Here is a 22,639-nt window from a genome sequence, read left to right as displayed (position 1 = left end):
ACGCGTCAGGCGGCGCCGCGGCGCGCCGTTACTTCAACGCCGTGTTCGCCTTGGCCACAGCCAGCGCAGTCATGTTGACCACGCGCCGAACGGTCGACGACGGCGTGAGCACATGCGCCGAGGCGGCGCCGCCCAGCAGGATCGGGCCGACGGTGATGCCGTTGGCGCCCGTCATCTTCAGCACGTTGTAGAGGATGTGCGCCGAGTCGAGGTTGGGGCACACCAGCAGGTTGGCCTCGCCGCTGAGCGTGGTCTCTGGAAGCGCCATGCGGCGCACTTCCTCGGACAGCGCCGTGTCACCGTGCATCTCGCCGTCGCATTCGATGTCGGGCGCCATCTGCGCGAACAGGTCGCGCGCCAGGCGCATCTTGCGCGCCGAAGCGCGCTCGGAGGTGCCGTAGTTCGAGTGCGAAAGGAAAGCGACCTTCGGCGGCAGCCCGAAGCGGCTCACCTCCTCGGCCGCCATCAGCGCGATGCTCGCGAGCAGTTCGGCGCTCGGGTCCTCGTTGACGTTGGTGTCGGTGATGAACACCGTGCGCTTGTCGAGGGTGAGCGCGTTGAGCGTGGCAAAGCCCGGCGCGCCGCGCTTCAGGCCGATCAGGCTGCGGATGTGCTCCAGGTGTGCATCGAAGCGGCCGACCAGGCCGCAGATCATCGCGTCGGCGTCGCCCAGGTGCAGCATCAGCGCGGCGATGATGGTGTTGGAGCGGCGCACCATCGACTTGGCCGCCTCGGGCGTGGCGCCGCGCCGGCCCATGAGCTTGTGGTAGCTCTCCCAATAGGTGCGAAAGCGCGGATCGTCCTCGGGATCGACGATCTCGAAGTCGGTGCCGGGGCGGATGTGCAGGCCGGCTTTTTCGATGCGCGCCTGGATCACGGCGGGGCGCCCCACCAAAATCGGCTGCGCCAGGCCTTCGTCGACGGCCCACTGCGCCGCGCGCAGCACGCGCTCGTCCTCGCCTTCGGCATAGGCCACGCGCTTGGCGGCCGCGATCTTGGCGGCGCCGAACACCGGGCGCATGAACATGCCGGTCTGGTAGACGAAGCGCGTGAGGTGCTGGCGATAGGCCTCCATGTCCTCGATCGGGCGGGTTGCCACCCCCGACGCCTCGGCCGCCTTGGCCACGGCCGGCGCGATGCGCAGGATGAGCCGCGAGTCGAAGGGCTTGGGAATGAGGTAATCGGGCCCGAAGGTCAGTTCCTGGCCCGCATAGGCGGTGGCCACTTCCTCGCTGATGTCGGCCTTGGTGAGTTCGGCGATCTCGCGCACGCAGGCGAGCTTCATTTCCTCGGTGATCTTGCTCGCGCCGCAGTCGAGCGCGCCGCGGAAGATGTACGGGAAGCACAGCACGTTGTTGACCTGGTTCGGGTAGTCCGAGCGGCCGGTCGCGATGATGCAGTCGGGCCGCACGGCCTTGGCCAGCTCGGGGCGGATCTCGGGCTCGGGGTTGGCCAGCGCCAGGATGATCGGCTGGGCGGCCATCGACTTCACCATGTCGGCGGTCATCACGCCGGGCGCCGAGCAGCCGAGGAACACATCGGCACCGTCCACCACGTCGGCCAGCGTGCGCGCGCCGGTGTCCCGCTGCGCGTAGCGCGCCTTCGACTCGTCGAAGCCGCCGGCGCGGCCGGTGTAGATCAGGCCCTTGGAATCGCAGGCGAAGATGTTCGCGGGCTTCGCGCCCAGCCCGACCATCACGTCGAGGCAGGCGATGGCGGCCGCGCCGGCGCCCGAGACGGCGATCTTCACGTCCTCGATCTTCTTGCCCACGAGCTCCAGGCCGTTGATCAGCGCCGCGGCCGAGATGATGGCGGTGCCGTGCTGGTCGTCGTGGAACACCGGGATGTTCATGCGCTCGCGCAGCTTCTTCTCGATGTAGAAGCACTCGGGCGCCTTGATGTCCTCGAGGTTGATGCCGCCGAGCGTGGGCTCGAGCGCAGCGATGATGTCGACCAGCTTGTCGGGGTCGGTCTCGGCCAGCTCGATGTCGAACACGTCGATGCCCGCGAACTTCTTGAACAGGCAGCCCTTGCCTTCCATCACCGGCTTGGCGGCCAAGGGGCCGATGTTGCCGAGGCCCAGCACCGCGGTGCCGTTGGTGACCACGCCCACGAGGTTGCCGCGCGCGGTGAATTCGGCCGCCATCGACGGATCGGCCGCGATGTCGAGGCAGGGGTAGGCCACGCCGGGCGAGTAGGCGAGCGACAGGTCGCGCTGGTTCAGCAGTGCCTTGGTCGGCGTGATCGAAATCTTGCCCCGGACCGGAGCGCGGTGGTATTCGCGCGCTGCTTCGCGAAGTGCTTCTTCTGCGGGGGAGAGAGGTGCAGCCATGAAATGTCTCCTTGTTTCTGTCGGGCAACGAGGCTACCGCAAAACCAGCGCCGGATCGGGACCGGGGAATGCCGAAAACGCCTGAACCCATAGCGAAAGGGGCGGGCGGTTCGCTACACTCCGCAACCTGTAAACCGGGGCCGGATTCTGTCGGCCGCGGTTACGTTTTTTTGCCGCGCCGCAAGCCAGCGGGCCGGCCATCGTCCACAACAACACACGAACGAGAACGAGGGCAGCGCATGACACCCGGACCTTTCACCACCGCCGAGCCCGACGTCGTGGTCATCGGCGGCGGCCCTTCGGGCTCCACCGTGGCCGCGCTGCTGGCCGACAAGGGCCACGACGTGGTGCTGATCGAGAAGGCGCAGCATCCGCGCTTCCACATCGGCGAATCGCTGCTGCCGATGAACATGCCGCTGTTCGACCGGCTCGGCGTGCGCACCGAAGTGGAGGCCATCGGCCTGCGCAAGCATGGTGCCGAGTTCGTGTCGCCCTGGCACGACCACAGCAGCCACTTCCATTTCGGCGAGGCAATGGACAAGAGCTTTCCGTATGCGGTACACGTGCGCCGCTCGGAGTTCGACGAGCTGCTGTTCCGCCATGCCGGCAAGCGCGGCGCGCGCACCTTCGAGTGCCAGCGCGTCACCGGCGTCGACATGGACGCCGGCAAGGGCACGCCGGACAACCGCCCGCTCGTGAAGGTGAAGGCCGACGACGGGACCGAGACCCAGTGGCGCCCGCGCTTCGTGATCGACGCGAGCGGGCGCGACACGCTGCTGTCGAACCAGTTCGACGTCAAGCAGCGCAACCGCAAGCATGCGAGCGCCGCGCTCTACGGCCACTTCGTGAATGCCGAACGCCGGCCCGGCCGCTTCGAGGGCAACATCACACTGTTCTGGTTCGACCACGGCTGGTTCTGGTACATCCCGCTGAAGGACGGCACCGTGAGCGTCGGCGCCGTGGCCTCGCCCGCGTACTTCAAGCGCCGCAAGGGCACGCTCGAGGCGTTCCTGATGGAAACCATCGCGCTCGCGCCCAAGCTCGCGGCGCGCCTCGCGAACGCCACGCTGGTCGACGGCGTCACCTCGACCGGCAACTACGCCTACGACTCGAAGTTCTGCCGCGGCGACCGCTTCATGATGGTGGGCGACGCCTACGCCTTCGTCGACCCGATGTTCTCGTCGGGCGTCTACCTCGCGATGAACAGCGGCTTCGAGGCGGCCACTGCGGCCGACCACTGGCTGCGCGGCGAGGCGAAGGCGGCCGAGCGCGCGTTCCGCCACTACGAGAAGGTGATGAAGCACGGGCCCCGGATGTTCTCGTGGTTCATCTACCGCATCACCTCGCCGGCCATCCGGCGGCTGTTCATGAACCCGCGCAACATCTGGCGCATGCAGGAGGCACTGCTGTCCATCCTGGCCGGCGACCTGTTCCGCAACACGCCGATCGGCCCGCGCTTCTGGGGCTTCAAGGTGACCTACTACGCGTCGTGCCTCGGCATCCTGCCGCAGGCCGTGAAGACCTGGGCCTGGCGCCGGCGCAACCTCAAAGAGTCTCTCGAAGCGAAAGCTTAGCTCGCCCCCGCTGCGTGCTCAGTCGGGCGCCACCGTGTGCTGGGCCAGCGCCTCAAGCGCGCGCACCAGCGCCGAGTGGTCCTGCTGGCCGTGGCCGAGCGCCGCGCAGGCGTTCATCAGCTGCGCCGCACCGGCGGTCTGCGGCAGCGCGACGCCGAGTGCGCGGGCACTTTGCAGCGCGAGGTTCAGGTCCTTCTGGTGCAGCGAGATTCGGAAGCCCGGCGCGAAGGTGCGCTTGATCATTCGCTCGCCGTGCACCTCGAGGATGCGCGAACTCGCGAAGCCGCCCATCAGCGCCTGGCGCACCTTGGCCGGATCGGCACCGGCCTTCGAGGCGAACAGCAGCGCCTCGCCCACGGCCGCGATGTTGAGCGCCACGATGATCTGGTTGGCCACCTTGCAGACCTGGCCGTCGCCCACGCCGCCCACCAGCGTGACGTTCTTGCCCATCTTCTCGAGCAGCGGGCGCACGCGCCCGAAGGTGCCTTCGTCGCCGCCGCACATGATCGTGAGGCTCGCGGCCTTGGCGCCCACTTCGCCGCCCGAGACCGGCGCGTCGATGTAGCCGCAGCCGAGCGCGAGGATGCGCTTCGCGAAGCCCTTGGTGGCGATCGGGTCGATGGAGCTGCAGTCGACCACGATCTTGCCGCGCGAACCCTCGAGACCCTCGGCCACGCCCTGCGTCCCCGGTTCGCCGAACAGCACCTTCTCCACGTCGGGCGTGTCGGGCACCATGATGAAGATCACGTCGGCCCGGCGCGCCACCTCGGCCGCCGAGCCGCAGATCGTGGCTTTCGAGATGAAGGGCTCGGGCGTGTTGCCTTGCGTGTTCACGAAGAGCTCGTGGCCCGCGTCGAGCAGGTGCCCCGCCATGGGTGCGCCCATGATGCCGAGGCCGATGAATCCGATTTTCTGTTGCGTTGCCGACATGTCTTTCTGTCCTTGAATGTTGTTGTCCGTGTTCACTGCGGTGCGGCGGCCAGCGCCTCGCGCCAGCCCAGGCCTTCGGCGGTGGTGGCGCGCGGCTTGTACTCGCAGCCGATCCAGCCGTCGTAGCCCAGCGCGTCGATGTGCGCGAAGAGCCAGGGGTAGTTGATCTCGCCCGTGCCCGGCTCGCCGCGCCCCGGGTTGTCGGCGAGCTGGATGTGGCCGATGCGCGCGAAGTGCTTCGTGAGCGTGTTGCCCAGTTCGCCCTCGGTGCGCTGCGCGTGGTAGATGTCGTACTGCACGCGCAGGTTGGCCGAGCCCACCTCGTCGATCAGCGCGACTGCCTGGTCGGTGCGGTTGAGGAAGAAGCCGGGAATGTCGAAGGGATTGATCGGCTCCACGAGCAGGCGGATGCCGGCCGCCCCGAGCTCGCCCGCGGCCAGGCGCAGGTTCTCGACCACGGTCTTGTGCGCCGCGTCGTGGCCCACGCCCGCCGGCACCTTGCCGACCAGGCAGTTCACCTGCGGGCAGCCCAGCGCCGTGGCGTAGTCGATCGCCATCGCGATGCCTTCGCGGAACTCGCCGGTGCGGTCGGGATGGCAGGCGATGCCGCGCTCGCCCTTGTCCCAGTCGCCGGCCGGCAGGTTGTGCAGCACCTGCGCAAGGCCGTTGGCGCGCAGGGCGGCCGCGAGTTCCTTCTTCTCGAACGGATAGGGGAACAGATATTCCACCGCCTCGAACCCGGCCTTGGCGGCCGCCTCGAAGCGCTGCATGAACGGCAGCTCGGTGAAGAGCATCGTGAGATTGGCTGCGAACTTGGGCATGGCGTGGCTCCTCGTCAGTCCAGCATCTCGGCCGCCACCGCCGTGGGCGCGTCCGCCGGCGTCTCGGCCAGCGGTTCGAATTCGGCGATGTTGTCGATCTCGGTGCCCATCGCGATGTTGGTCACGCGCTCCAGCATCACCTCGATCACCACGGGCACGCTGAACTCGGCCATCAGCGCCTCGGCGCGCTGGATCGCCGGCGCGATCTCTTCCTGCTTGTTCACGCGGATCGCCTTGCAGCCCAGGCCCTCCACCACCTTGAGGTGGTCCACGCCGTAGCTGCTCTCGATGCCGGCGTCGGGGCCCGCATTGATGTTGTCGAAGGCGAGCTGCACGCAGTAGTCCATCTCGAAGCCGCGCTGCGCCTGGCGGATCAGGCCCAGGTACGAGTTGTTGACCACGATGTGGATGTACGGCAGCTTGAACTGCGCACCCACCGCGAGCTCTTCGATCATGAACTGGAAGTCGTAGTCGCCCGAGAGCGCGACGATCTTGCGCGTAGGGTCGGCCGCGCGCACGCCCAGCGCGGCCGGGATGGTCCAGCCCAGCGGGCCGGCCTGACCGCAGTTGATCCAGTTGCGCGGGTTGTACACGTGCAGGAACTGCGCCGCGGCGATCTGCGACAGCCCGATGGTGCTCACGTAGCAGGTGTCGTTGCTGAAGTTGTTGTTCATGCACTGGTACACGCGCTGCGGCTTCATCGGCACGTCGTCGAAGTTGGTCTTGCGCAGCATCGTCTTCTTGCGCTCGATGCAATCCTTGGCCCAGGCGCGACGGTCGGTGAGGCGGCCGGCGGCCTTCATCTCCTCGGCCACGGCCACGAACTGCTCGAGCGCGGCCTTCGCGTCCGACACGATGCCGAAGTCGGGCGTGAACACGCGGCCGATCTGAGTGGGCTCGATGTCCACGTGCACGAAGGTGCGGCCCTTGGTGTAGACGTCGACCGAGCCGGTGTGGCGGTTGGCCCAGCGGTTGCCGATGCCCAGCACGAAGTCCGAGGCGAGCATGGTCGCGTTGCCGTATCGGTGGCTGGTCTGCAGGCCGCACATCCCGGCCATCAGCGGATGGTCGTCGGGAATAGCGCCCCAGCCCATCAGCGTGGGAATCACCGGCACGCCCGTGATCTCGGCAAAGCGCACCAGCAGGTCGCTCGCGTCGGCGTTGATGATGCCACCGCCGGCCACGATCAGCGGGCGCTCGGCGGCGTTGAGCATGCCGATGGCCTTCTCGATCTGCGCACGCGTGGCGGCCGGTTTGTAGGGCACCAGCGGCTCGTAGGCATCGATGTCGAATTCGATCTCGGCCATCTGCACGTCGAACGGCAGGTCGACGAGCACGGGGCCCGGGCGGCCTGAGCGCATCAGGTGGAAGGCCTGCTGGAACACCTGCGGCACCTGGCCCGGCTCGCGCACCGTGACCGACCACTTGGTGACCGGCTTGGAGATCGACTCGATGTCCACCGCCTGGAAGTCTTCCTTGTAGAGCCGTGCGCGCGGCGCCTGGCCTGTGATGCACAGGATCGGGATCGAATCGGCCCAAGCCGAGTAGAGGCCCGTGATCATGTCGGTGCCTGCGGGGCCCGAGGTGCCGATGCACACGCCGATGTTGCCGGCCACCGCACGCGTGTAGCCCTCGGCCATGTGCGAGGCGCCCTCGACGTGGCGCGCGAGGATGTGCGAGATGCTGCCGCGCTGGCGCAGCGCCGAGTACATCGGGTTGATGGCAGCGCCGGGCACGCCGAAGGCCTGCGTCACGCCTTCTTTTTCCATCACCAGCACGGCGGCCTGGACCGCTTTCATTTTTGCCATGGGACTGTCTCCGTTGAAGTGGTCCCACTGTAGGAAGCGATGCCCGTTCGAAGAAGACAGCTGCAGGCCATAAAAGCTATTCCGTGGCGGAATAACTGACTACGATGCGTGGATGGACAGACTCTTGGCAATGGAAATGTTCGTGCGCGTGGTCGAGACCGGCAGCTTCTCGAAGGCGGCGCGCGAGTTCAACACCACCCAGCCCACCGTGACCAAGCAGGTCGCGGCCATCGAGGCGCGGCTGAAGGTGCGGCTGCTGAACCGCAACACGCGCGGCGTGAGCCTCACCGAGCCGGGCGCCCTGTACTACGAGAAGTGCAAGACGATCGTGCGCGACGCCGAGGAGGCCGACAGCATCGTGCAACTGCGGCAAAACCAGGCGCAGGGCCTCCTGCGCGTGGGCACCTCGGTGGCGTTCGGGCGCCGCGTGGTGGTTCCGCTCGCGCTCGAGTACATGCGCCGCCATCCGCAGGTGCAGCTCGACCTGAGCTTCGAGGACCGCTACGTCGACCTTGTCGCGCAGGGCATCGACGTGGCGATCCGCATGGGCAAGCTGGCCGATTCGTCGCTCGGCGCGCGCTACCTCGGCACCAACCCGTGGGCCATGGTCGCGGCGTCCGGCTACCTGAAGAAGCACGGCACGCCCCGGCGCGCGCAGGACCTGAGCGCGCACGTGGCGCTGATCTACAGCAGCGTGGTCGGCGACGAGTTCTGGCGCATGCACACGCCCAAGGGCGAGGCGGTCACCGTGCCGGTCTCGGGCCGCTTCCGCTCGAACAACTTGTCGGCCGTGCTGGCCGCCGCGCGCGACGGCCTCGGCATCGCGCTGATGCCGCGCTACGTGGCGAGCGAGTCGCTCGCCGCGGGCAAGGTGACCGAAGTGCTCGGCGACCATGCGCTGCCCGAGCAGGAGATCCACGCCGTCTTTCCGTCACCCAAGCTGGTGCCGGGGAAGGTGTCGGGCTTCGTGGCGTTCCTGCAGGGGCGCTTTGCCGAGGGCTGGTGGGCGGGCTGATCCGTCAACCCGCCACGAACGCCCCATGCAGCCCGAGCGGCAGTGCATACGGCAGCGTGGCCTGCGCAACCGGGCCCGCCGCCAGCGCATCGGCCGCGAAGCACGAGAGCAGCGTCTTCTGTTGGCCGAAGTCGAGCGCGGTGCCCAGCACCCAGCCCGGGCCCTGGCCGTCCGGCACGAAGACATGCTCCTCGACCATCGCCTGCCGGCCATAGCTGTAGCGCTGGCTGCGGCCGGTTTCGACGTCGGTCAGCGCCACGGCGGTGAAGCCGGGCCGGTCGGGCAGGGCCGCGGTCGCATGGACCACGCGGCGGTGGCGCAGGCCGGTGCGGCGCGGATCGATGCGCGGAAACTCGGCGTCGAACGGCAGCGTGGTCTGCGTGGCGCGGCCCGTTCCGAGGTTCAGCGTCGCGACCGTCAGCTGCGGCGTGGGGCGCTTCACCCAGCGCGCGCGCATCAGTTCGCGGCTGGTGGTGAACACGGTGGCGGCGGTGTCCGAGCGCACGTAGTCGATGTGGATGCGCGTGCCGCCCGGCGCCTGCTCCTCCCAGGCGTTGCCGACATGGAACAGGAAGCCCGCTGGCAGCGCCAGCGTGTGGCGGCGCGCCCAGTCCTGCTTGTCGATCACCAGCACGCGCATCCCGAGCTCGGGGCGCCAGACATGCGCATCGAGAAAGCTCGCACCGGCTTCCTTGCGCTTCGGGTCGTACACCAGCGGCGGCATCAGGAAGACGAGATGCTGCGCGGTCACCGCGAAGTCGTGGACCATCGGCAGGTCGGGAACGGTGATCGCGCTGGCGCGGCGCAGCGCACCGTCGGGCGCGATCTCGTAGAGCGCCAGCAGGTCCTGGCCCGCGCCGATGCCGAAGTTCCATACCGTGCCGTTGGGGTCCACGCGCGGATGGGCCGAGAAGGGCATGCCCGCGAAGTCGGGGCGCCAGGTCTTCAGGCCCAAGGTGTCGAGCGTGCGCCCATCGAGCCGCGTGGCCGAGCCGCCTTCCCACAGCGCAAGCAGCTCGCCCTGCAGCGGCAGCACGCTGGTGTTGGCCACGTTGATGCTGTCGGGCGAGGCCGGCGGCTCCGCGCCCGGCGGCACGGTGCCGAAGGCCTCGGCGATGCGGCGGCCGGCGCGCAGCTCGGCCACGCGCTTGGGCGTGGCGACGTAGCGGCCCTGGTGCAGCACCTCGCGGCCATCGATCGCGAAGCGCTGCACCATGCCGTCGCCGTCGAACCAGTGGTGGTAGCGCTGGCCGCCGAGGTCGTGCCCGGCGGGGCCGTTGCGGAAAAGCGTACCCGCGACGGCATCGGGGAAGCGGCCGCGCACCGCGGCGCGCACCGGCGGGAAGTCGGCCGGCGGCGTGGCGAAGCCGGATTTCCAGCGCGCGGGGGCGGCCTCGTACGCGGCCTGCCAGTCGTCGGGCGCCGCAGCATGCGAGAGCGTGGGCAGCCAGGCAGGCGCACTGGCCGTGGCCATCAGGCGCAGCAGGAGCGCGCGCCGTTGAAGCGGGGGTGCCATGGCGAACCTCAGCGCAGGTGGATGACGGCCGGAACGTCGTCGGCCTCGACGGGCAGTGCGGCGGCGTCGAACGCCGGCGCGCCGCGGTTTCCCTTGGCGTCGTTCGAGAAGCCGTAGCGTTCGAGCGGCAGGCCCATGGGGTTGGCGTCGAGCTTGCCATTGCCGTTTTCGTCGGCGAACACGCGCAGCGCATAGCGCCCCGGCGCAAGGTTCGCGAAGCGCAGCCGGGCCTCGCCACCGCGCAGCATTGCGGTCTGTGCGGCCACGGGCTTGCCGCCGCCCGCGAAGGCTTCGGCGCTGTCGTACAGCGCGGCATACAGCGTGGCCTCGGCGGCGGGGCCGTCGGCCACGCGCAGGTTCAGGTCGGCGGCCATCACGGCCAGCGGCGAGAGGAGCAGGGCGGCGCAGAACATGCGCGGCCGGGGGAGCTTGGAGCGGAAGTTCATCAATCGGACCTCGTCGAAAGTTGGAGGTCCCGACCATCGCGCAGCGCGCGTTCGCTTCCCAGCGGCATGCGACGAAACGCCGCCTGAAGGGCGCGGGATGCGCTTCGCCGGTGCGAGGCGAAGCTGCAATGAATGCGCGGCCGGACAGCCGGCCGCGGCGGGCTCAGCCCTGCTTTGGCGGCACTTCCAGCTTGTCGGACGCCACGAACAGGCTCCAAGCCGCCATGAACAGCGCCGCAATGACCGGCCCGATCACGAAGCCGTTGATGCCGAAGAGCGCCATGCCGCCGATGGTCGACATCAGCACGATGTAGTCGGGCATCTGCGTGTCCTTGCCGACGAGCACGGGGCGCAGGATGTTGTCGACCAGCCCGATAACGAACACGCCCACGAAGATCAGCACGCCGCCTTGCCAGAACTGGCCGGTGGCCAGGAAGTAGATCGCCACCGGCGCCCAGATGAGCGCCGCGCCGACTGCCGGAAGCAGCGACAGGAAGGCCATGAGCACGGCCCACAGCAGCGCGCCCTGCACACCGAGAAACCAGAACGCCAGGCCGCCGATCGTGCCCTGCGCGATCGCCACCGCCACGTTGCCCTTCACCGTGGCACGGATCACGGTGGTGAACTTGTTGAGCAGGTACTCGGTGTGCGGCTGCGCGAGCGGAACGGCTTGGCGCATCGACTTCGACAGGCTGGCGCCGTCGCGCACCAGGAAGTACAGCAGGTACAGCATCACGAAGAAGCTGACCACGAAGTCGAAGGTGTTCTGCCCGATGGTGAGCGCCTGGCCTGCGATGGCCTGGCTGCCTTGCGCGGCGCCCGCCGAGATGCGCGCCTGCCAGGCGCCGGTGTCGCCGAGGTTGAAGCGGTTGAAAATATTCCAGATCCATTGCGGCAGCGCGTCGAGGATCTGCTGGAAGTAGGCCGCGAAGTTGATCTGCCCCGAGCGGATCTTCTGCGCCACCAGCGCCACTTCCTGCACCAGCGACACGCCGATCATCGCGAGCGGAAGGATCACGATGAACAGGCAGATCGCCAGCGTCGACAGCGCCGCGGCATTGCGCTTGCCCGGCATCTTCCTGAGCAACCACTTGTAGAGCGGCGTGAACAGGATCGCGAGCGAAACCCCCCAGAGCACCGCGCCGAAGAACGGCATCAGCACCCAGAGGAAGGCAACCGTGACGATGGCGAGGAGGGCGAGGAAGACGCCGCGCTGGAGTTGGGGTGTGTTCATACGTGAACCGCACTGTAGCTCAGCCCCGCGGCCCGGCCATGTCGGCCGGGGCCCTAGTCAGCGCCGTGTGCGCGCCGGCAGGGCCACGGGCGCCAGCGTGGCGCGCAGCCGGGCCGGCGCGTCGGGTGCGGCGGGCGGCGCCACCTCGAGCGCCCGCTCGACGTTGCCGATGTGGTCGATCATGAGCCGGCGTGCCGCATCGGTGTCGCCGGCCTCGAGCGCCGCGACGATTGCGCCATGCTCGGCGCACGACTGGCCGGCCTCGTGCTTCGACTGGTAGAGCGTGGCGGCCAGCGTGGTGCGGGCCGTCAGGTCGCGCAGCACGTCGACCAGCAGTTGGTGCCCCATCTGCTCGGCCAGGCAGACGTGGAAGTCCGCCAGCAGGAAGGCGCGCGTGGCGGCGTCGGCGCCCTCGATCGCGCGCTGCTCGTCGGCGATGTGGTCGCGCAGCTTGCGGATCGCCGTCTGCAGCGGCCGGCCTTCGCTCTCGGCGAGGATGCCCGCCTCGACGATGCGGCGCGCCGAGAACGCATCGCGCGCTTCCTCGGCCGAGGGCTCCACCACGTACCAGCCGCGGCGCGACTGTACTTCGACGAAGCCGCGCGCCTGCAGCTGCATCAGCGCCTCACGCACCATGGTGCGGCTGACCGCGAAGTTCTCGGCCAGCGCCTGCTCGCCGAGCCGCTCGCCCGGCGCGAGCTTCTGCGCCAGGATCGCTTCGACCACGCGCTCGGCGATGGCGGTGGGGGTAACGTCGTTGGCGGGGGCCATCGCGGTCAGTGGCTTGCCGCGCCGGCGGCGGCGATCGGCGCGGTGGCGGGAGTTTCGTCGGCTGGCACCTCGTCGGGCACGTAGGTGCCGTCGAGCACCGCATGGGCGCGCTCGCGGTCGATGTCGCCTTCCCAGGCCGCGACCGCCACCGTGGCGACGCAGTTGCCGATCAGGTTGCCGAGCGCGCGCGCAATGCCCATGAACCAGTCCACCGAGAGCACCAGCACCAGCCCGATCGCCGGAATGGCGGGTATCGCATGCAGCGTGGCCGCGAGCACCACGATGGCCGAGCCCGGCACGCCGTGCGCCCCCTTGGAAGTGACCAGCGCGATCGCCAGGATCGTGAGCAGGTCGCCCATGCCGATCGGCGTGTTGGTGGCCTGCGCGATGAATACCGCCGCCAGCGTGATGTAGATCGAGAAGGCGTCGAGGTTGAACGAGTAACCGGTGGGAATCACCAGGCCGACCGTCGAATCGCGGATGCCCATGCGGCGCAGCTTCGCCATGATCTGCGGCAGCACGCTGTCGGACGAGGTGGTGGCGAACACGATCGCGAGTTCCTCGCGCAGGTAGCGCAGCAGCTTCCAGAGGCTGAAGCCCGAGATGCGCATGACCGCGCCGAGCACCACGAACACGAACACCAGCACCGCGCCGTAGAACAGCACCACGAGCATGCCGAGCTGCTTGAGCGAGCCGATGCCGTACTTGCCGACCGTGAAGGCGATGGCGCCCAGCACGCCGAGCGGCGCCAGCTTGATGATGATGCCCATGATCTTGAACAGCACCAGCGAGAGCGCGTCCACCACCACCGCCACCGGCTTGCCGCGTTCGCCGAGCAGCGCCAGCGCGCAGCCGAACAGCACCGCGAACAGCAGCACCTGCAGCACGTCGCCGGTGGCGAAGGCGTTGACCACCGTGGTGGGGATCAATTTCATGAGGAAGTCGACCGTGCCGCCGCTCGTGAGCTTGTCGGCGTTCGAGGCGTAGGCGCTCATGGCGGTCGCGTCGAGCTGGCCCGGATCGACGTTCATGCCCACGCCGGGCTGGAACACGAAGGCCAGCACCAGGCCCATGGCCAGCGCGATGGTGGTGAGCACCTCGAAGTAGATCAGTGCCTTCACGCCGACGCGGCCCACGCGCCTCAGGTCGCCGGCGCCGGCGATGCCGTGCACCACCACGCAGAACACCAGTACCGGAATGATCATCTTGATCAGCTTGATGAACGCGTCGCCGAGCGGCTTGAGCTTGACGGCGAATTCCGGCACGAAGAGGCCGGCCAGCACGCCGAGCACCAGCGCGATGACGACCTGGCCGAAAAGGGATTTGGCGAAGCGGGGCATGGAAGGCTCCTTGGAGGAAGGGACGATGTTTGCATGCAAGGCTAGGGTTTCTTGCATACAAGAAATGTAGGCAACAAGGCCTTTGCGTTTCAGAGGGTATTCCCGGCGCCGCGCTGATTCAGACGGGCGTGCGTCTCGCGATCGCAACGTTCCATGAAAACGCATGTGAATGAGAGGGGATTTAGCAGGATCGGCTTACATCTGTTTATAGAATCGGAATTGTTCTCGTTGCGATTGGCATTTGCGGGCGTGCTGGAACTCTCGCGTTGCACGTTCCGGGCCACCGCGGGCTCCCGTTCCCATTCCCGTTCCCGTTCCCTCCTGCTCTCCTCGCTTTCATCTCCCATGCCTTCGCCGACCGCTTCCTCACTCCGCTTCGCCCTCACGCCTGTGGTTCGTCTCCTGCGCCAGGGGCTTGGCGCTTCGCTCTTGCTGGCCGCCGCCAGCGCCGCCGCGCAGACCCCGGCGCCCACGGGCTCGCAGCAACTGCATGAAGTGACGGTGTTCGGCGAGGCCGAGGCCATTGGCGGGCTGCAGAAGACCTATTCGGGCGGCCAGTTCGCGCGCGGTGGCAGCCTGGGCATCCTGGGCATCACCGACCTGATGAGCGTGCCGTTCAGCACCACCAACTACACGGCCGAGCTGATCCAGAACCAGCAGGCGCTGAGCGTGGCCGACGTGGTGATGAACGACGCGTCGGTGCGGCCGCTCACCTCGCGCGGCGGCTTCGGCGACGACTTCCAGATCCGCGGCTTCACCGTGCCCAACGGCGACATCGGCATCAACGGTTTGTTCGGGCTGACGCCCACGACGCGCGTGCCGCTCGAGATGATCGAGCGCGTCGAGGTGCTCAAGGGACCGGGCGCGCTGGCCAACGGCGTGGCGCCCACCGGCAGCGTCGGCGGCAGCATCAACGTGGTGACCAAGCGCGCGGCCGACGTGCCGCTCACGCGCCTGACCACCACCTACATGAGCCGCGCCCAGTTCGGCACGCACCTCGACGTGGGCCGCCGTTTCGGCGAAGAGAACCAGTGGGGCGTGCGCTTCAACGGCGTGCTGCGCGGCGGCGAAGGCAACATCGACGACGGCAAGCAGGAACTCGGCCTCGGCTCGCTGGGCCTGGACTACCTGGGCACGCGGCTGCGCTGGTCGCTCGACGCGATGGCCAGCAAGGGCGACACGCGCGAGTTCCGCCCGCAGACCAGCTTTGCGGCCGGCATCACGCAGATTCCCGAGCCGCCGCCGGCGCGCCTGAACTTCTATCCGGGCACGCGGCTGGAAGACAACGTGAAGACGGTGATCTCGCGCGCCGAATACGACATCAACGACAGCACGACCGTCTACGGCAGCGTCGGCTACACCGACTTCGACTACATGCAGGTGTTCCCGAGCGGCCGCCCCAACGCGCTCGGCAACTTCAACGTCTCGAACGCCTACTACGACTTCGACAGCAAGAGCACCGCGGCCGATGCCGGCGTGCGCACGCGCTTCAAGACCGGCAGCGTGGGCCACACGCTCGCGCTCGGCGTGAACCTGCTCGACCAGGAATCGGGCTACTTCTACGCGCAGTCGGCCCGCACGAACCCGTCGAGCCTGTACTTCCCCGCGCCGCTGCCCCCCGTGACGGTGCCGCGCACGGCGCCGGTCAAGTCGAGCGAACTGAAGCAGACCAGCGTGGTGCTGGCCGACACGATGTCGTTCGCCAACGACCGCGTCCTGGTCACGCTGGGGCTGCGCGACCAGACCATCGAGCAGGAGAACTTCTCGCAGACCACCGGCGCCTCGACGAGCCGCTACAAGGCGAGTTCGGTCACGCCGCTCGCGGGCCTGGTCTTCAAGCCGGTGAGCAACGTCTCGCTCTACACCAACTACACCGCCGGCCTCACGCGCGGCGGCACGGCCGGACCGGGCACCGCCAACGTCGGCGAGACCTTCGCGCCGCAGAAGTCGAAGCAGTACGAGGCCGGCGTGAAGATCGACTGGGGCCAATTGACCACCCAGGCCGCCGTCTACCAGATCACCCGGCCGAGCAGCCTGACCGATCCGGTCACCAACGTCTACAGCTTCGGCGGCGAGCAGCGCAACCGCGGCCTGGAGCTCACGGCCTACGGCGAAATCCAGCGCGGCCTGCGCGTGATGGCCAGCGCGGCCTTCAACGACGCCAAGCTCACGCGCACGGCGGGCGGTGTCAACCAGGGCAACGACGCCGCCGGCGTGCCCGACCGCACCTTCAATCTGGGGCTCGACTGGGACCTGCCCGGCGTGCCGGCGTTGAGCCTGAACGGCCGCGTGATCCACACCTCGTCGGTGTACGCCGACGCCGCCAACGTGCTGCGCGTTCCCGCGTGGACGCGGCTGGACATCGGCGCGCGCTATGCGACCAAGGTGGCGAACAAGCCTGTGATCTTCCGCGCCAACCTGGAGAACGTGTTCGACAAGAACTACTGGGTCACCAGCACCTACGTTACGGTTGGCGCGCCGCGCACGCTGATGCTGTCGGCGTCGATCGACTTCTGACGCAAGGACGGTGAGTGCAATGCGCTGGGGAGTCCGCGGCGTCGGTCCGTTGATCTCGCGCATCGTGGCCGCCGTGTTCGGCGGCTACGCGGTGGCCGCGCTCGCGAGCGTGGCCACCGTCGCGCTGCCCGTGAGCCAGCCACAGGGGGTGCTCGCGGGCATGCTGCTGAGCTTCATCGTCTACACGGCGGCGGTGGTCTGGGTGTTCGCGGTGCGCAGCGCGCGCCGTGCCTGGGCGGGCCTGCTGGTGGCCACCGCCTTGCTGTCGGTTCCTGCATGGACGGTCTGGTCCGCAAGCCCTGCGCCCTGAGCCGCCATGTCGAACGAATCCCTCACGCCGCAGAAAGCCCCAGGCATCCGCCAGACGATGTCCGACCTGCACATCTGGGTCGGCCTGCTGCTCGGCTGGGTGCTCTACGCGATGTTCCTCACCGGAACAGTGAGCTACTTCAAGGACGAACTCTCGCAGTGGATGCGGCCTGAGCTGCCGCACCAGGCCCAGGTGCCCGATGCCGCCGCGGTGGCGCAGCGCGTCGCCGATGCGCTGGCCGTCGCCGCGCCCGGCAGCCCGCAATGGAGCATGCGCATGCCCGATGCGCGCAACAACAGCGTCGACGTGTTCTGGCGCAACGCGCAGCGCGAACCCGGCAGGCGCGGTTTCACCGAAGCGCACCTCGACCCCGCGACCGGCGCGCGGATCGCGGCGCGCGAGACGAAAGGCGGCGACTTCTTCTACCGCTTCCACTTCCAGTTTCACTACATGCCGGTGCCGTGGGGCCGCTGGCTCGCGGGGCTGGCCGCGATGTTCATGCTCGTGGCCATCGTGAGCGGCGTCATCACGCACAAGAAGATCTTTATCGACTTCTTCACTTTCCGCTGGGGCAAGGGACAGCGCTCTTGGCTCGATGCGCACAACGCGCTCTCGGTGTTCGGGCTGCCTTTCCACTTGATGATCACGTACACGGGGCTCGTCACGCTGATGGCGATGTATATGCCGTGGGGCCAGCAGGCGGCGATCAAGACCCCGGCCGAGCGGCAGCAGCTGTCGGCCGAACTCCGCGCCTTCGTCCCGCCCGGCAAGCCCAGCGGCAACGCGGCGCCCCTGGCGCCGGTCGACGCCATGGTGCGCCAGGCGCAGGCCGCCTGGGGGGCGGGCAACGTGGGCCGTGTCGCCATCACGCACCCCGGCGATGCCGCGTCGCGCGTGGCCGTGTCCCGCGGCGACGCAGGCCGCGTGTCGATGAGCCCGCAGGCCATGCTGTTCGAAGGCACCACGGGCAAGCTGCTCGAGGCGCGCGACCGGGTAGGCCCCGCTGCCGAAACGCGCGGGGTTCTGTATGCGCTGCACCTGGGGCGGTTCAGCGACCTCGAATTGCGCTGGCTCTACTTCATCGTCAGCCTCGCTGGCACCGCCATGGTGGGCACCGGACTCGTCATGTGGACCGTCAAGCGCCGCGCGAAGCTCGCCGATCCGGCCCGGCCGCATTTCGGCTTCTGGCTGGTCGAACGGCTGAACATCGCATCCATTGCGGGGCTGTCCGTCGCCATGGCGGGCTTCCTCTGGGCCAACCGGCTGCTGCCGGTGCAGCTTGAGCGGCGCGGCGATTGGGAAGTGCATGTGTTCTTCATCGTCTGGGGTGTTGCGCTGCTGCATGCGCTGCTGCGCCCTGCGAAGCGTGCCTGGACCGAGCAGCTCTGGACCGGGGCCGCAGCGCTCGCGCTGCTGCCGGTGCTCGGCGCATTCACCACCGACCGGCCGTTGTGGCAGAGCCTTGCCGACGGCGACTGGGTGTTCGCGGGCATCGACCTGGCGCTCTGGGTATTGGCAGCGCTGCATGCCGCGCTGGCCGTGCGTACCGCGCGCCATCGCGGGCGCGCGCCCGCCGGCAGGCGTTCCGCGACACCTCGCGCGGACCAGCGCATCGGCGATCCCGCATGACCCACGTGCTGATGCTGCTGTCGAGTGCGGCCGGCTTCGCGGCGCTGGCGCTCGCCACCGAACGCCAGCAGGACGAACTGCTCGGGGGCGCGCTGTCGGCCAGCGCCACGCGCGCGCTTCGGGCCGCGGGCTGGGCCCTGCTCGCCGTGTGCCTTGCGGCAGCCGTCGGGCAGTGGGGCTGGGGCCTGGGCCTCGTTGCGTACAGCGGCCACACCAGCCTGGCCGCGGGTCTCGTGTACATCGGTCTTGTCGCCGTAGCGCGGAAGCGGGGCCGGCGCTAGCATTGGCCGGATGCGAACACTTTCACTTCCGGGCGGTGGCGAGATGCCGGTGCTGGGCCTGGGCACCTGGCGCATGGGTGAGGTGGCGAGCCGGCGTGCAGCCGAGGTGGCCGCGGTGCGCGAGGCCATCGCGATGGGCTGGCGCCTGATCGACACCGCCGAGATGTACGGCGAAGGCGGCGCCGAGACCGTGCTGGGGCAGGCCCTTGCCGAGTCGCTGCGCGCCAACGAGGTGCGGCGCGACGAGCTCTTCATCGTGAGCAAGGTGTATCCGCACAACGCGAGCCGGCGCGGCACGCCCGAGGCTTGCGCGCGCAGCCTGCAGCGGCTGGGCCTGGACACGATCGACCTGTACCTGCTGCACTGGCGCGGCAGCCATCCGCTGGCCGAGACCGTGGAGGCGATGCAGTCGCTCGTGGCCAGCGGGCGCATCGTGCGCTGGGGCGTGAGCAACCTCGACACCGAGGACATGCAGGAACTCGCGCCGCTGGTGCGCGGCGGCCCGCCCTGCGCGGCCAACCAGGTCTACCTGTCGCTCGGCGAGCGCGGTCCCGAGTTCGACCTGCTGCCCTGGCTGCGCGAGCGCGGCATGCCGTTGATGGCCTACAGCCCGATCGACCAGGGCGCGCGGGCCGGCGACAAGGCCCTGGCCGAACTCGCGGCGCGCCTGAACGTCACGGCGGCGCAGCTCGCGCTGGCGGCCGTCATCGCCCGGCCGGGCGTGGCCGCCATCCCGAAGGCAGTGCGCAGTGCCCACCTGCGCGACAACCTCGCGGCCGCCGACCTCGTGCTCGATGCCGAGGTGCTCGCCGAACTGGACCGGCTGCATCCGCCGCCATCACGCAAGCGGCCGCTGGCGATGATCTGAACCAGCGCGCGGTGGCTACGTTCGGCGGTCAGTGCGCGTCCGCGTGCTTTGCAGCCGCGATGACCGCCTCTTCGTCGTGCTTCGCGCCGTTGAGGAACAGGTTCAGCAGCACCGCCGCGATCGACGCCAGCAAAATGCCCGACTCGACCAGCGAGTGAATGGCATGCGGCATCCATTGCTTGAAGTTGGGCGCGATCAGCGGAATCATGCCGACGCCGATCGAGACCGCGACGATCATCGCGTTGTGGCGGTTGTGCTTGAAGTCCACGCCCGAAAGGATGCGGATGCCCGTGGCCGCCACCATGCCGAACATCACCAGGCCCGCGCCGCCGAGCACCACGGTGGGCAGAGATTCGACCAGCGCCGCCATCTTGGGCAGCAGCCCGAGCACGACCAGGATCACGCCGCCCGCCACGCAGACGTAGCGGCTCTTGATGCCCGTGACTGCCACCAGGCCCACGTTCTGCGAGAAGCTGGTGTAGGGAAAGGTGTTGAACACGCCGCCGATCAGCGTGCCCAGGCCGTCGGTGCGCAGGCCCTTGGCCAGGTCCTTCTGGGAGATCTTGCGTTCGGTCATCTCGCCGAGCGCGAGGAACATGCCGGTCGATTCGATCATCACCACGATCATGATCAGCGTCATCGTGAGGATCAGGATCGGATCGAACTGCGGCATGCCGAAGTGGAACGGCAGCACCAGGTCGAACCACGCGGCCTTGCCGACCTTCTCGTAGGTCATGAGGCCCGTGGCCGTGGCCACCACCGCGCCGATCACGATGCCCAGCAGCACCGAGATGTTCGCGACGAAGCCCCTGGCGTACTTCACGATCAGAAGAATCGACACCAGCACCAGTGCCGCCACGCCGAGGCCCGGCAGGTCGGCGTAGCGCGGGTTGGGCACCGTCGGCATGATCGCGAAGCCCTTGGGCACTTCGGGGATCGAGCTGCCGGGCGAGGTGACCTGCGCGAGCCACTTGGCGTACACCGGATCGACCAGCGCGGGCGCGGTGGGCCCGACCGGGTTGCCGAAGATCCAGTTGATGCCCACGCGCATCAGGCTGATGCCGATCACCGCGATGATCGTGCCCGTGACCACCGGCGGAAAGAAGCGCAGCATGCGGCTCACGAAGGGCGCGATCAGGATCGAGATGATGCCCGCACCGATGATCGCGCCGAACAGCAGCTGCGCGCCGCTCTGTCCCGGATTGGCATTGGCGATGGCCACCATCGGCGCGACCGAGGCGAAGGTCACGCCCATCATCACCGGCAGCCGGATGCCGAACCACTGCGTGGCACCGAGCGCCTGGATCAGCGTGGCGATGCCGCAGCAGAACAGGTCGGCTGAGATCAGCAGGGCTACCTCGTCGGGCGAGAGCTTGAGCGCACGGCCGACGATCAGCGGCACGGCCACGGCGCCCGCGTACATCACCAGCACATGCTGCAGGCCCAGCGCCGTGAGCTTGCCTGCGGGCAGGCGCTGGTCCACCGGATGAACTGTTGAAACAGTGGAAGAGGTCTCGGCCGTCATCGTGTATCTCCTGGCGCAGCAAGGGGAGAAAAGGCGCAGACGGCGCGTCGCGGCGTCCACAAAGTGTGTACGCGAAACTGTATACAATTTATGCGGCGATACGGATGCAGGAAAACCCGCATCGCAGCGCGCAATGGTGTCGGGCTGTTCCGGTGCTCCTAGGCGAGCAGGGCCTTCACCAGGTCGAGCTGGCGGTCGGGCTTGTCGGTGCCCAGCTCAAGGCTCGCTTCGATGCGTTCGAGGTGCTCGGTCATGCAGGCCACAGCGCCTTCGACATCGCCCTTGCGGCAGATGCGAAGAAAGTCCGAATGCTCGTCCGACGAGCAGTGCGGATCGTTCGACGAGTGATACAGCATCGCGATCAGCGAGCTGCGCGCCACCAGTTCGCGCACCAGTTCCGTCAGCGTGTGGTTGCCCGTGGCTTCGGCCAGCGCCACGTGAAAGTCGCCCAGCACCTTCTCGCGCACCGTGCCCATGGCGGGGCTCTGGCGCAGCGCCGTGCGCTCGAACTTGATGTGCTGCTCAAGCACCTGGTAGTCGCGCGGCCGCGCATTCGCGATGAAGAGGCGGACCACTTCGCTCTCGAGGATGCGGCGCACCGCGAACACCTCGCGCGCCTCCTGCACCGTGGGCTGCGAGACGAAGGCGCCCTTGTCGGGGATCATCTCGATCAGCTTGTCTTTCGACAGCATCAAGAGCGCCGCCCGCACCTTGGTACGGCTCACCGAGTAGACGCGGCCCAGCGCTTCTTCGCGCAGCCACGTGCCGGGCGGCAGGCGCTTCTCGACGATGGCGGTGGCGATGTCCTGGGCGATGCTCTCGATGGAGCTTCCCCTGTCGGCAGCCGCGCCGCTTTCGGCGGGTGCGGCGATCGTTTCGGGAAGAGCAGGGGTTTTGGAGCTGGCGCGGGGCATGCGGAGATTGTGGCTCAGCGTTCGGTGCCTTCGCCTGCACCAGCTTGCATCACCCGCGCAGCGTGAAGCCTTCGAGCGCGCCCATCATGGTCTTGGGCAGTGGCCGCGCGAGCTCGCCGCGCTTGCTGGTCTCGAGCTTCAGCGTGACGAGCGATTCGATGAGCTTGGTGCCTGCGGCCACGCCGTCGATCACCGGCACGCCCAGCAGCCCGGCGATGTGCTCGCACAGGTCGGTCATGCCGGCGCAGCCGAGCACGATGCAGTCGGAGCCGTCTTCGTCGAGCGCGCGCCGGCATTCATCGACGATGCGCTCGCGCGCGTTGGAGCCGGGCTCCTCGAGCTCGAGCACCGGCAGCTCGCAGGCGCGCACGTTGGCGCAGAAGCGTTCCATGCCATAGATCTCGGCGAGGTGCCAGGCCTGGCCCATGGTGCGCCCGAGCGTGGTCACCACGCTGAAGCGGCTGGCGACCATGCTCGCGAGGTGCATCGCGGCTTCGGCGATGCCGACCACCGGCCCGCGCGCCAGTTCGCGCGCGGCCTTCAGGCCCGGATCGCCGAAGCAGGCGATCACGTAGCCGTCGATGCCGTCGCGCTCGCCGGCCGCGATCTCCTGCAGCAGGCCCGGCACGGCCAGCGCCTCGTCGTAGTGGCTCTCGATCGAGACCGGTCCCATCGCGGGGCTGACGGCCACGATCTCGGTGCCGGCGTGCGCTACCGCGCGGGCGCAGGCACCGATCTTCTCGGTCATGCTCCAGGTGGTGTTGGGGTTGATGATCTTGATGCGCACGTGGCGGCCTTCCTTTTCTTC

Annotated in this window: 19 protein-coding genes; 7 read left to right on the top strand and 12 right to left on the bottom strand. The window is 68.5% G+C overall.

What is annotated here, in order from left to right:
* Positions 1-28 precede the first annotated feature (28 nt).
* Positions 29-2,332 (bottom strand): NADP-dependent malic enzyme, encoded by a 2,304-nt coding sequence (locus AC3A6R_RS08020; protein ID WP_487864212.1) that lies wholly within the window; start codon positions 2,330-2,332, stop codon positions 29-31.
* Between the two features lie 239 nt (positions 2,333-2,571).
* Here AC3A6R_RS08020 and AC3A6R_RS08015 point away from each other — a divergent pair, with 239 nt between their 5' ends.
* Entirely contained in the window at positions 2,572-3,906 is a 1,335-nt protein-coding gene (locus AC3A6R_RS08015) for an NAD(P)/FAD-dependent oxidoreductase (RefSeq protein WP_487864211.1), read from the top strand.
* An 18-nt stretch (positions 3,907-3,924) separates the two neighbouring features.
* Here the strand turns inward: AC3A6R_RS08015 and AC3A6R_RS08010 are convergent, their stop codons facing one another.
* From AC3A6R_RS08010 to gcl, 3 genes are read right to left on the bottom strand one after another with little or no spacing between them, the layout of a single operon-like run.
* Complete coding sequence (locus tag AC3A6R_RS08010) at positions 3,925-4,836, bottom strand: 2-hydroxy-3-oxopropionate reductase (RefSeq protein ID WP_487864210.1); 912 nt, start codon at positions 4,834-4,836, stop codon at positions 3,925-3,927.
* 32 nt (positions 4,837-4,868) lie between these two features.
* Positions 4,869-5,657 (bottom strand): hydroxypyruvate isomerase, encoded by a 789-nt coding sequence (hyi, locus tag AC3A6R_RS08005; protein ID WP_487864209.1) that lies wholly within the window; start codon positions 5,655-5,657, stop codon positions 4,869-4,871.
* 14 nt (positions 5,658-5,671) lie between these two features.
* Positions 5,672-7,465, bottom strand: coding sequence for a glyoxylate carboligase (gene gcl / locus AC3A6R_RS08000; RefSeq protein WP_487859560.1), 1,794 nt, complete (start codon positions 7,463-7,465; stop codon positions 5,672-5,674).
* 112 nt (positions 7,466-7,577) lie between these two features.
* Between gcl and AC3A6R_RS07995 the strand changes: the two genes are divergently transcribed.
* The gene (locus tag AC3A6R_RS07995; RefSeq protein WP_487864208.1) at positions 7,578-8,480 is read left to right on the top strand and encodes a LysR family transcriptional regulator; all 903 of its coding nucleotides are present in this window, start codon (positions 7,578-7,580) and stop codon (positions 8,478-8,480) included.
* Between the two features lie 4 nt (positions 8,481-8,484).
* Here the strand turns inward: AC3A6R_RS07995 and AC3A6R_RS07990 are convergent, their stop codons facing one another.
* From AC3A6R_RS07990 to AC3A6R_RS07970, 5 genes are all read right to left on the bottom strand, one after another.
* The gene (locus tag AC3A6R_RS07990; RefSeq protein ID WP_487864207.1) at positions 8,485-9,996 is read right to left on the bottom strand and encodes a carotenoid oxygenase family protein; all 1,512 of its coding nucleotides are present in this window, start codon (positions 9,994-9,996) and stop codon (positions 8,485-8,487) included.
* An 8-nt stretch (positions 9,997-10,004) separates the two neighbouring features.
* The gene (locus tag AC3A6R_RS07985) at positions 10,005-10,442 is read right to left on the bottom strand and encodes a DUF2141 domain-containing protein (protein ID WP_487864206.1); all 438 of its coding nucleotides are present in this window, start codon (positions 10,440-10,442) and stop codon (positions 10,005-10,007) included.
* Between the two features lie 163 nt (positions 10,443-10,605).
* On the bottom strand, positions 10,606-11,676 hold the full coding sequence (locus tag AC3A6R_RS07980) for an AI-2E family transporter (RefSeq protein WP_487859564.1): 1,071 nt from the start codon (positions 11,674-11,676) through the stop codon (positions 10,606-10,608).
* A gap of 57 nt (positions 11,677-11,733) precedes the next feature.
* Positions 11,734-12,447 (bottom strand): GntR family transcriptional regulator, encoded by a 714-nt coding sequence (locus tag AC3A6R_RS07975; RefSeq protein ID WP_487864205.1) that lies wholly within the window; start codon positions 12,445-12,447, stop codon positions 11,734-11,736.
* A 5-nt stretch (positions 12,448-12,452) separates the two neighbouring features.
* On the bottom strand, positions 12,453-13,787 hold the full coding sequence (locus AC3A6R_RS07970; protein ID WP_487864204.1) for a C4-dicarboxylate transporter DctA: 1,335 nt from the start codon (positions 13,785-13,787) through the stop codon (positions 12,453-12,455).
* A 429-nt stretch (positions 13,788-14,216) separates the two neighbouring features.
* On the opposite strand from AC3A6R_RS07970, the gene AC3A6R_RS07965 reads away from it, so the two are divergent.
* The 5 genes from AC3A6R_RS07965 to AC3A6R_RS07945 are packed head-to-tail and all read left to right on the top strand — an operon-like array spanning position 14,217 to position 19,392.
* The gene (locus tag AC3A6R_RS07965) at positions 14,217-16,304 is read left to right on the top strand and encodes a TonB-dependent receptor (RefSeq protein WP_487864203.1); all 2,088 of its coding nucleotides are present in this window, start codon (positions 14,217-14,219) and stop codon (positions 16,302-16,304) included.
* A gap of 19 nt (positions 16,305-16,323) precedes the next feature.
* The gene (locus AC3A6R_RS07960) at positions 16,324-16,614 is read left to right on the top strand and encodes a DUF3649 domain-containing protein (RefSeq protein WP_487859568.1); all 291 of its coding nucleotides are present in this window, start codon (positions 16,324-16,326) and stop codon (positions 16,612-16,614) included.
* A 6-nt stretch (positions 16,615-16,620) separates the two neighbouring features.
* Complete coding sequence (locus tag AC3A6R_RS07955; protein WP_487864202.1) at positions 16,621-18,243, top strand: PepSY-associated TM helix domain-containing protein; 1,623 nt, start codon at positions 16,621-16,623, stop codon at positions 18,241-18,243.
* Positions 18,240-18,524, top strand: coding sequence for a DUF3325 family protein (locus AC3A6R_RS07950; protein WP_487864201.1), 285 nt, complete (start codon positions 18,240-18,242; stop codon positions 18,522-18,524). Before AC3A6R_RS07955 ends, AC3A6R_RS07950 begins: the two co-directional genes overlap by 4 nt.
* 10 nt (positions 18,525-18,534) lie before the next feature.
* A complete protein-coding gene (locus AC3A6R_RS07945) occupies positions 18,535-19,392 on the top strand; it encodes an aldo/keto reductase (protein ID WP_487864200.1) in 858 nt (285 codons plus the stop codon).
* Between the two features lie 28 nt (positions 19,393-19,420).
* On the opposite strand, the gene AC3A6R_RS07940 is transcribed toward AC3A6R_RS07945, so the two are convergent.
* From AC3A6R_RS07940 to AC3A6R_RS07930, 3 genes are all read right to left on the bottom strand, one after another.
* The gene (locus tag AC3A6R_RS07940; protein WP_487864199.1) at positions 19,421-20,917 is read right to left on the bottom strand and encodes a nucleobase:cation symporter-2 family protein; all 1,497 of its coding nucleotides are present in this window, start codon (positions 20,915-20,917) and stop codon (positions 19,421-19,423) included.
* A gap of 158 nt (positions 20,918-21,075) precedes the next feature.
* Positions 21,076-21,831, bottom strand: coding sequence for a GntR family transcriptional regulator (locus AC3A6R_RS07935; RefSeq protein ID WP_487864198.1), 756 nt, complete (start codon positions 21,829-21,831; stop codon positions 21,076-21,078).
* A 49-nt stretch (positions 21,832-21,880) separates the two neighbouring features.
* A complete protein-coding gene (locus tag AC3A6R_RS07930; protein WP_487864380.1) occupies positions 21,881-22,618 on the bottom strand; it encodes an aspartate/glutamate racemase family protein in 738 nt (245 codons plus the stop codon).
* Positions 22,619-22,639: the final 21 nt, after the last annotated feature.

The organism is Variovorax sp. Soil_C_19, from assembly GCF_057657255.1.
Note: the sequence above shows the minus strand (reverse complement) of the source record. Positions and strands in the feature narration are given on the sequence as shown.

Bases quoted from the DNA above. Each gene is read 5' to 3' on its own strand.
- AC3A6R_RS07975 (WP_487864205.1), bottom strand. From the start codon at position 12,447: ATGGCCCCCGCCAACGACGTTACCCCCACCGCCATCGCCGAGCGCGTG.
- AC3A6R_RS07945 (WP_487864200.1), top strand. From the start codon at position 18,535: ATGCGAACACTTTCACTTCCGGGCGGTGGCGAGATGCCGGTGCTGGGC.
- AC3A6R_RS08020 (WP_487864212.1), bottom strand. From the start codon at position 2,332: ATGGCTGCACCTCTCTCCCCCGCAGAAGAAGCACTTCGCGAAGCAGCG.
- AC3A6R_RS07935 (WP_487864198.1), bottom strand. From the start codon at position 21,831: ATGCCCCGCGCCAGCTCCAAAACCCCTGCTCTTCCCGAAACGATCGCC.
- AC3A6R_RS07980 (WP_487859564.1), bottom strand. From the start codon at position 11,676: ATGAACACACCCCAACTCCAGCGCGGCGTCTTCCTCGCCCTCCTCGCC.
- AC3A6R_RS07970 (WP_487864204.1), bottom strand. From the start codon at position 13,787: ATGCCCCGCTTCGCCAAATCCCTTTTCGGCCAGGTCGTCATCGCGCTG.
- AC3A6R_RS07990 (WP_487864207.1), bottom strand. From the start codon at position 9,996: ATGGCACCCCCGCTTCAACGGCGCGCGCTCCTGCTGCGCCTGATGGCC.
- gcl (WP_487859560.1), bottom strand. From the start codon at position 7,465: ATGGCAAAAATGAAAGCGGTCCAGGCCGCCGTGCTGGTGATGGAAAAA.
- AC3A6R_RS07950 (WP_487864201.1), top strand. From the start codon at position 18,240: ATGACCCACGTGCTGATGCTGCTGTCGAGTGCGGCCGGCTTCGCGGCG.
- AC3A6R_RS08015 (WP_487864211.1), top strand. From the start codon at position 2,572: ATGACACCCGGACCTTTCACCACCGCCGAGCCCGACGTCGTGGTCATC.
- AC3A6R_RS07940 (WP_487864199.1), bottom strand. From the start codon at position 20,917: ATGACGGCCGAGACCTCTTCCACTGTTTCAACAGTTCATCCGGTGGAC.
- AC3A6R_RS07960 (WP_487859568.1), top strand. From the start codon at position 16,324: ATGCGCTGGGGAGTCCGCGGCGTCGGTCCGTTGATCTCGCGCATCGTG.
- AC3A6R_RS07955 (WP_487864202.1), top strand. From the start codon at position 16,621: ATGTCGAACGAATCCCTCACGCCGCAGAAAGCCCCAGGCATCCGCCAG.
- hyi (WP_487864209.1), bottom strand. From the start codon at position 5,657: ATGCCCAAGTTCGCAGCCAATCTCACGATGCTCTTCACCGAGCTGCCG.
- AC3A6R_RS07985 (WP_487864206.1), bottom strand. From the start codon at position 10,442: ATGAACTTCCGCTCCAAGCTCCCCCGGCCGCGCATGTTCTGCGCCGCC.
- AC3A6R_RS07995 (WP_487864208.1), top strand. From the start codon at position 7,578: ATGGACAGACTCTTGGCAATGGAAATGTTCGTGCGCGTGGTCGAGACC.
- AC3A6R_RS08010 (WP_487864210.1), bottom strand. From the start codon at position 4,836: ATGTCGGCAACGCAACAGAAAATCGGATTCATCGGCCTCGGCATCATG.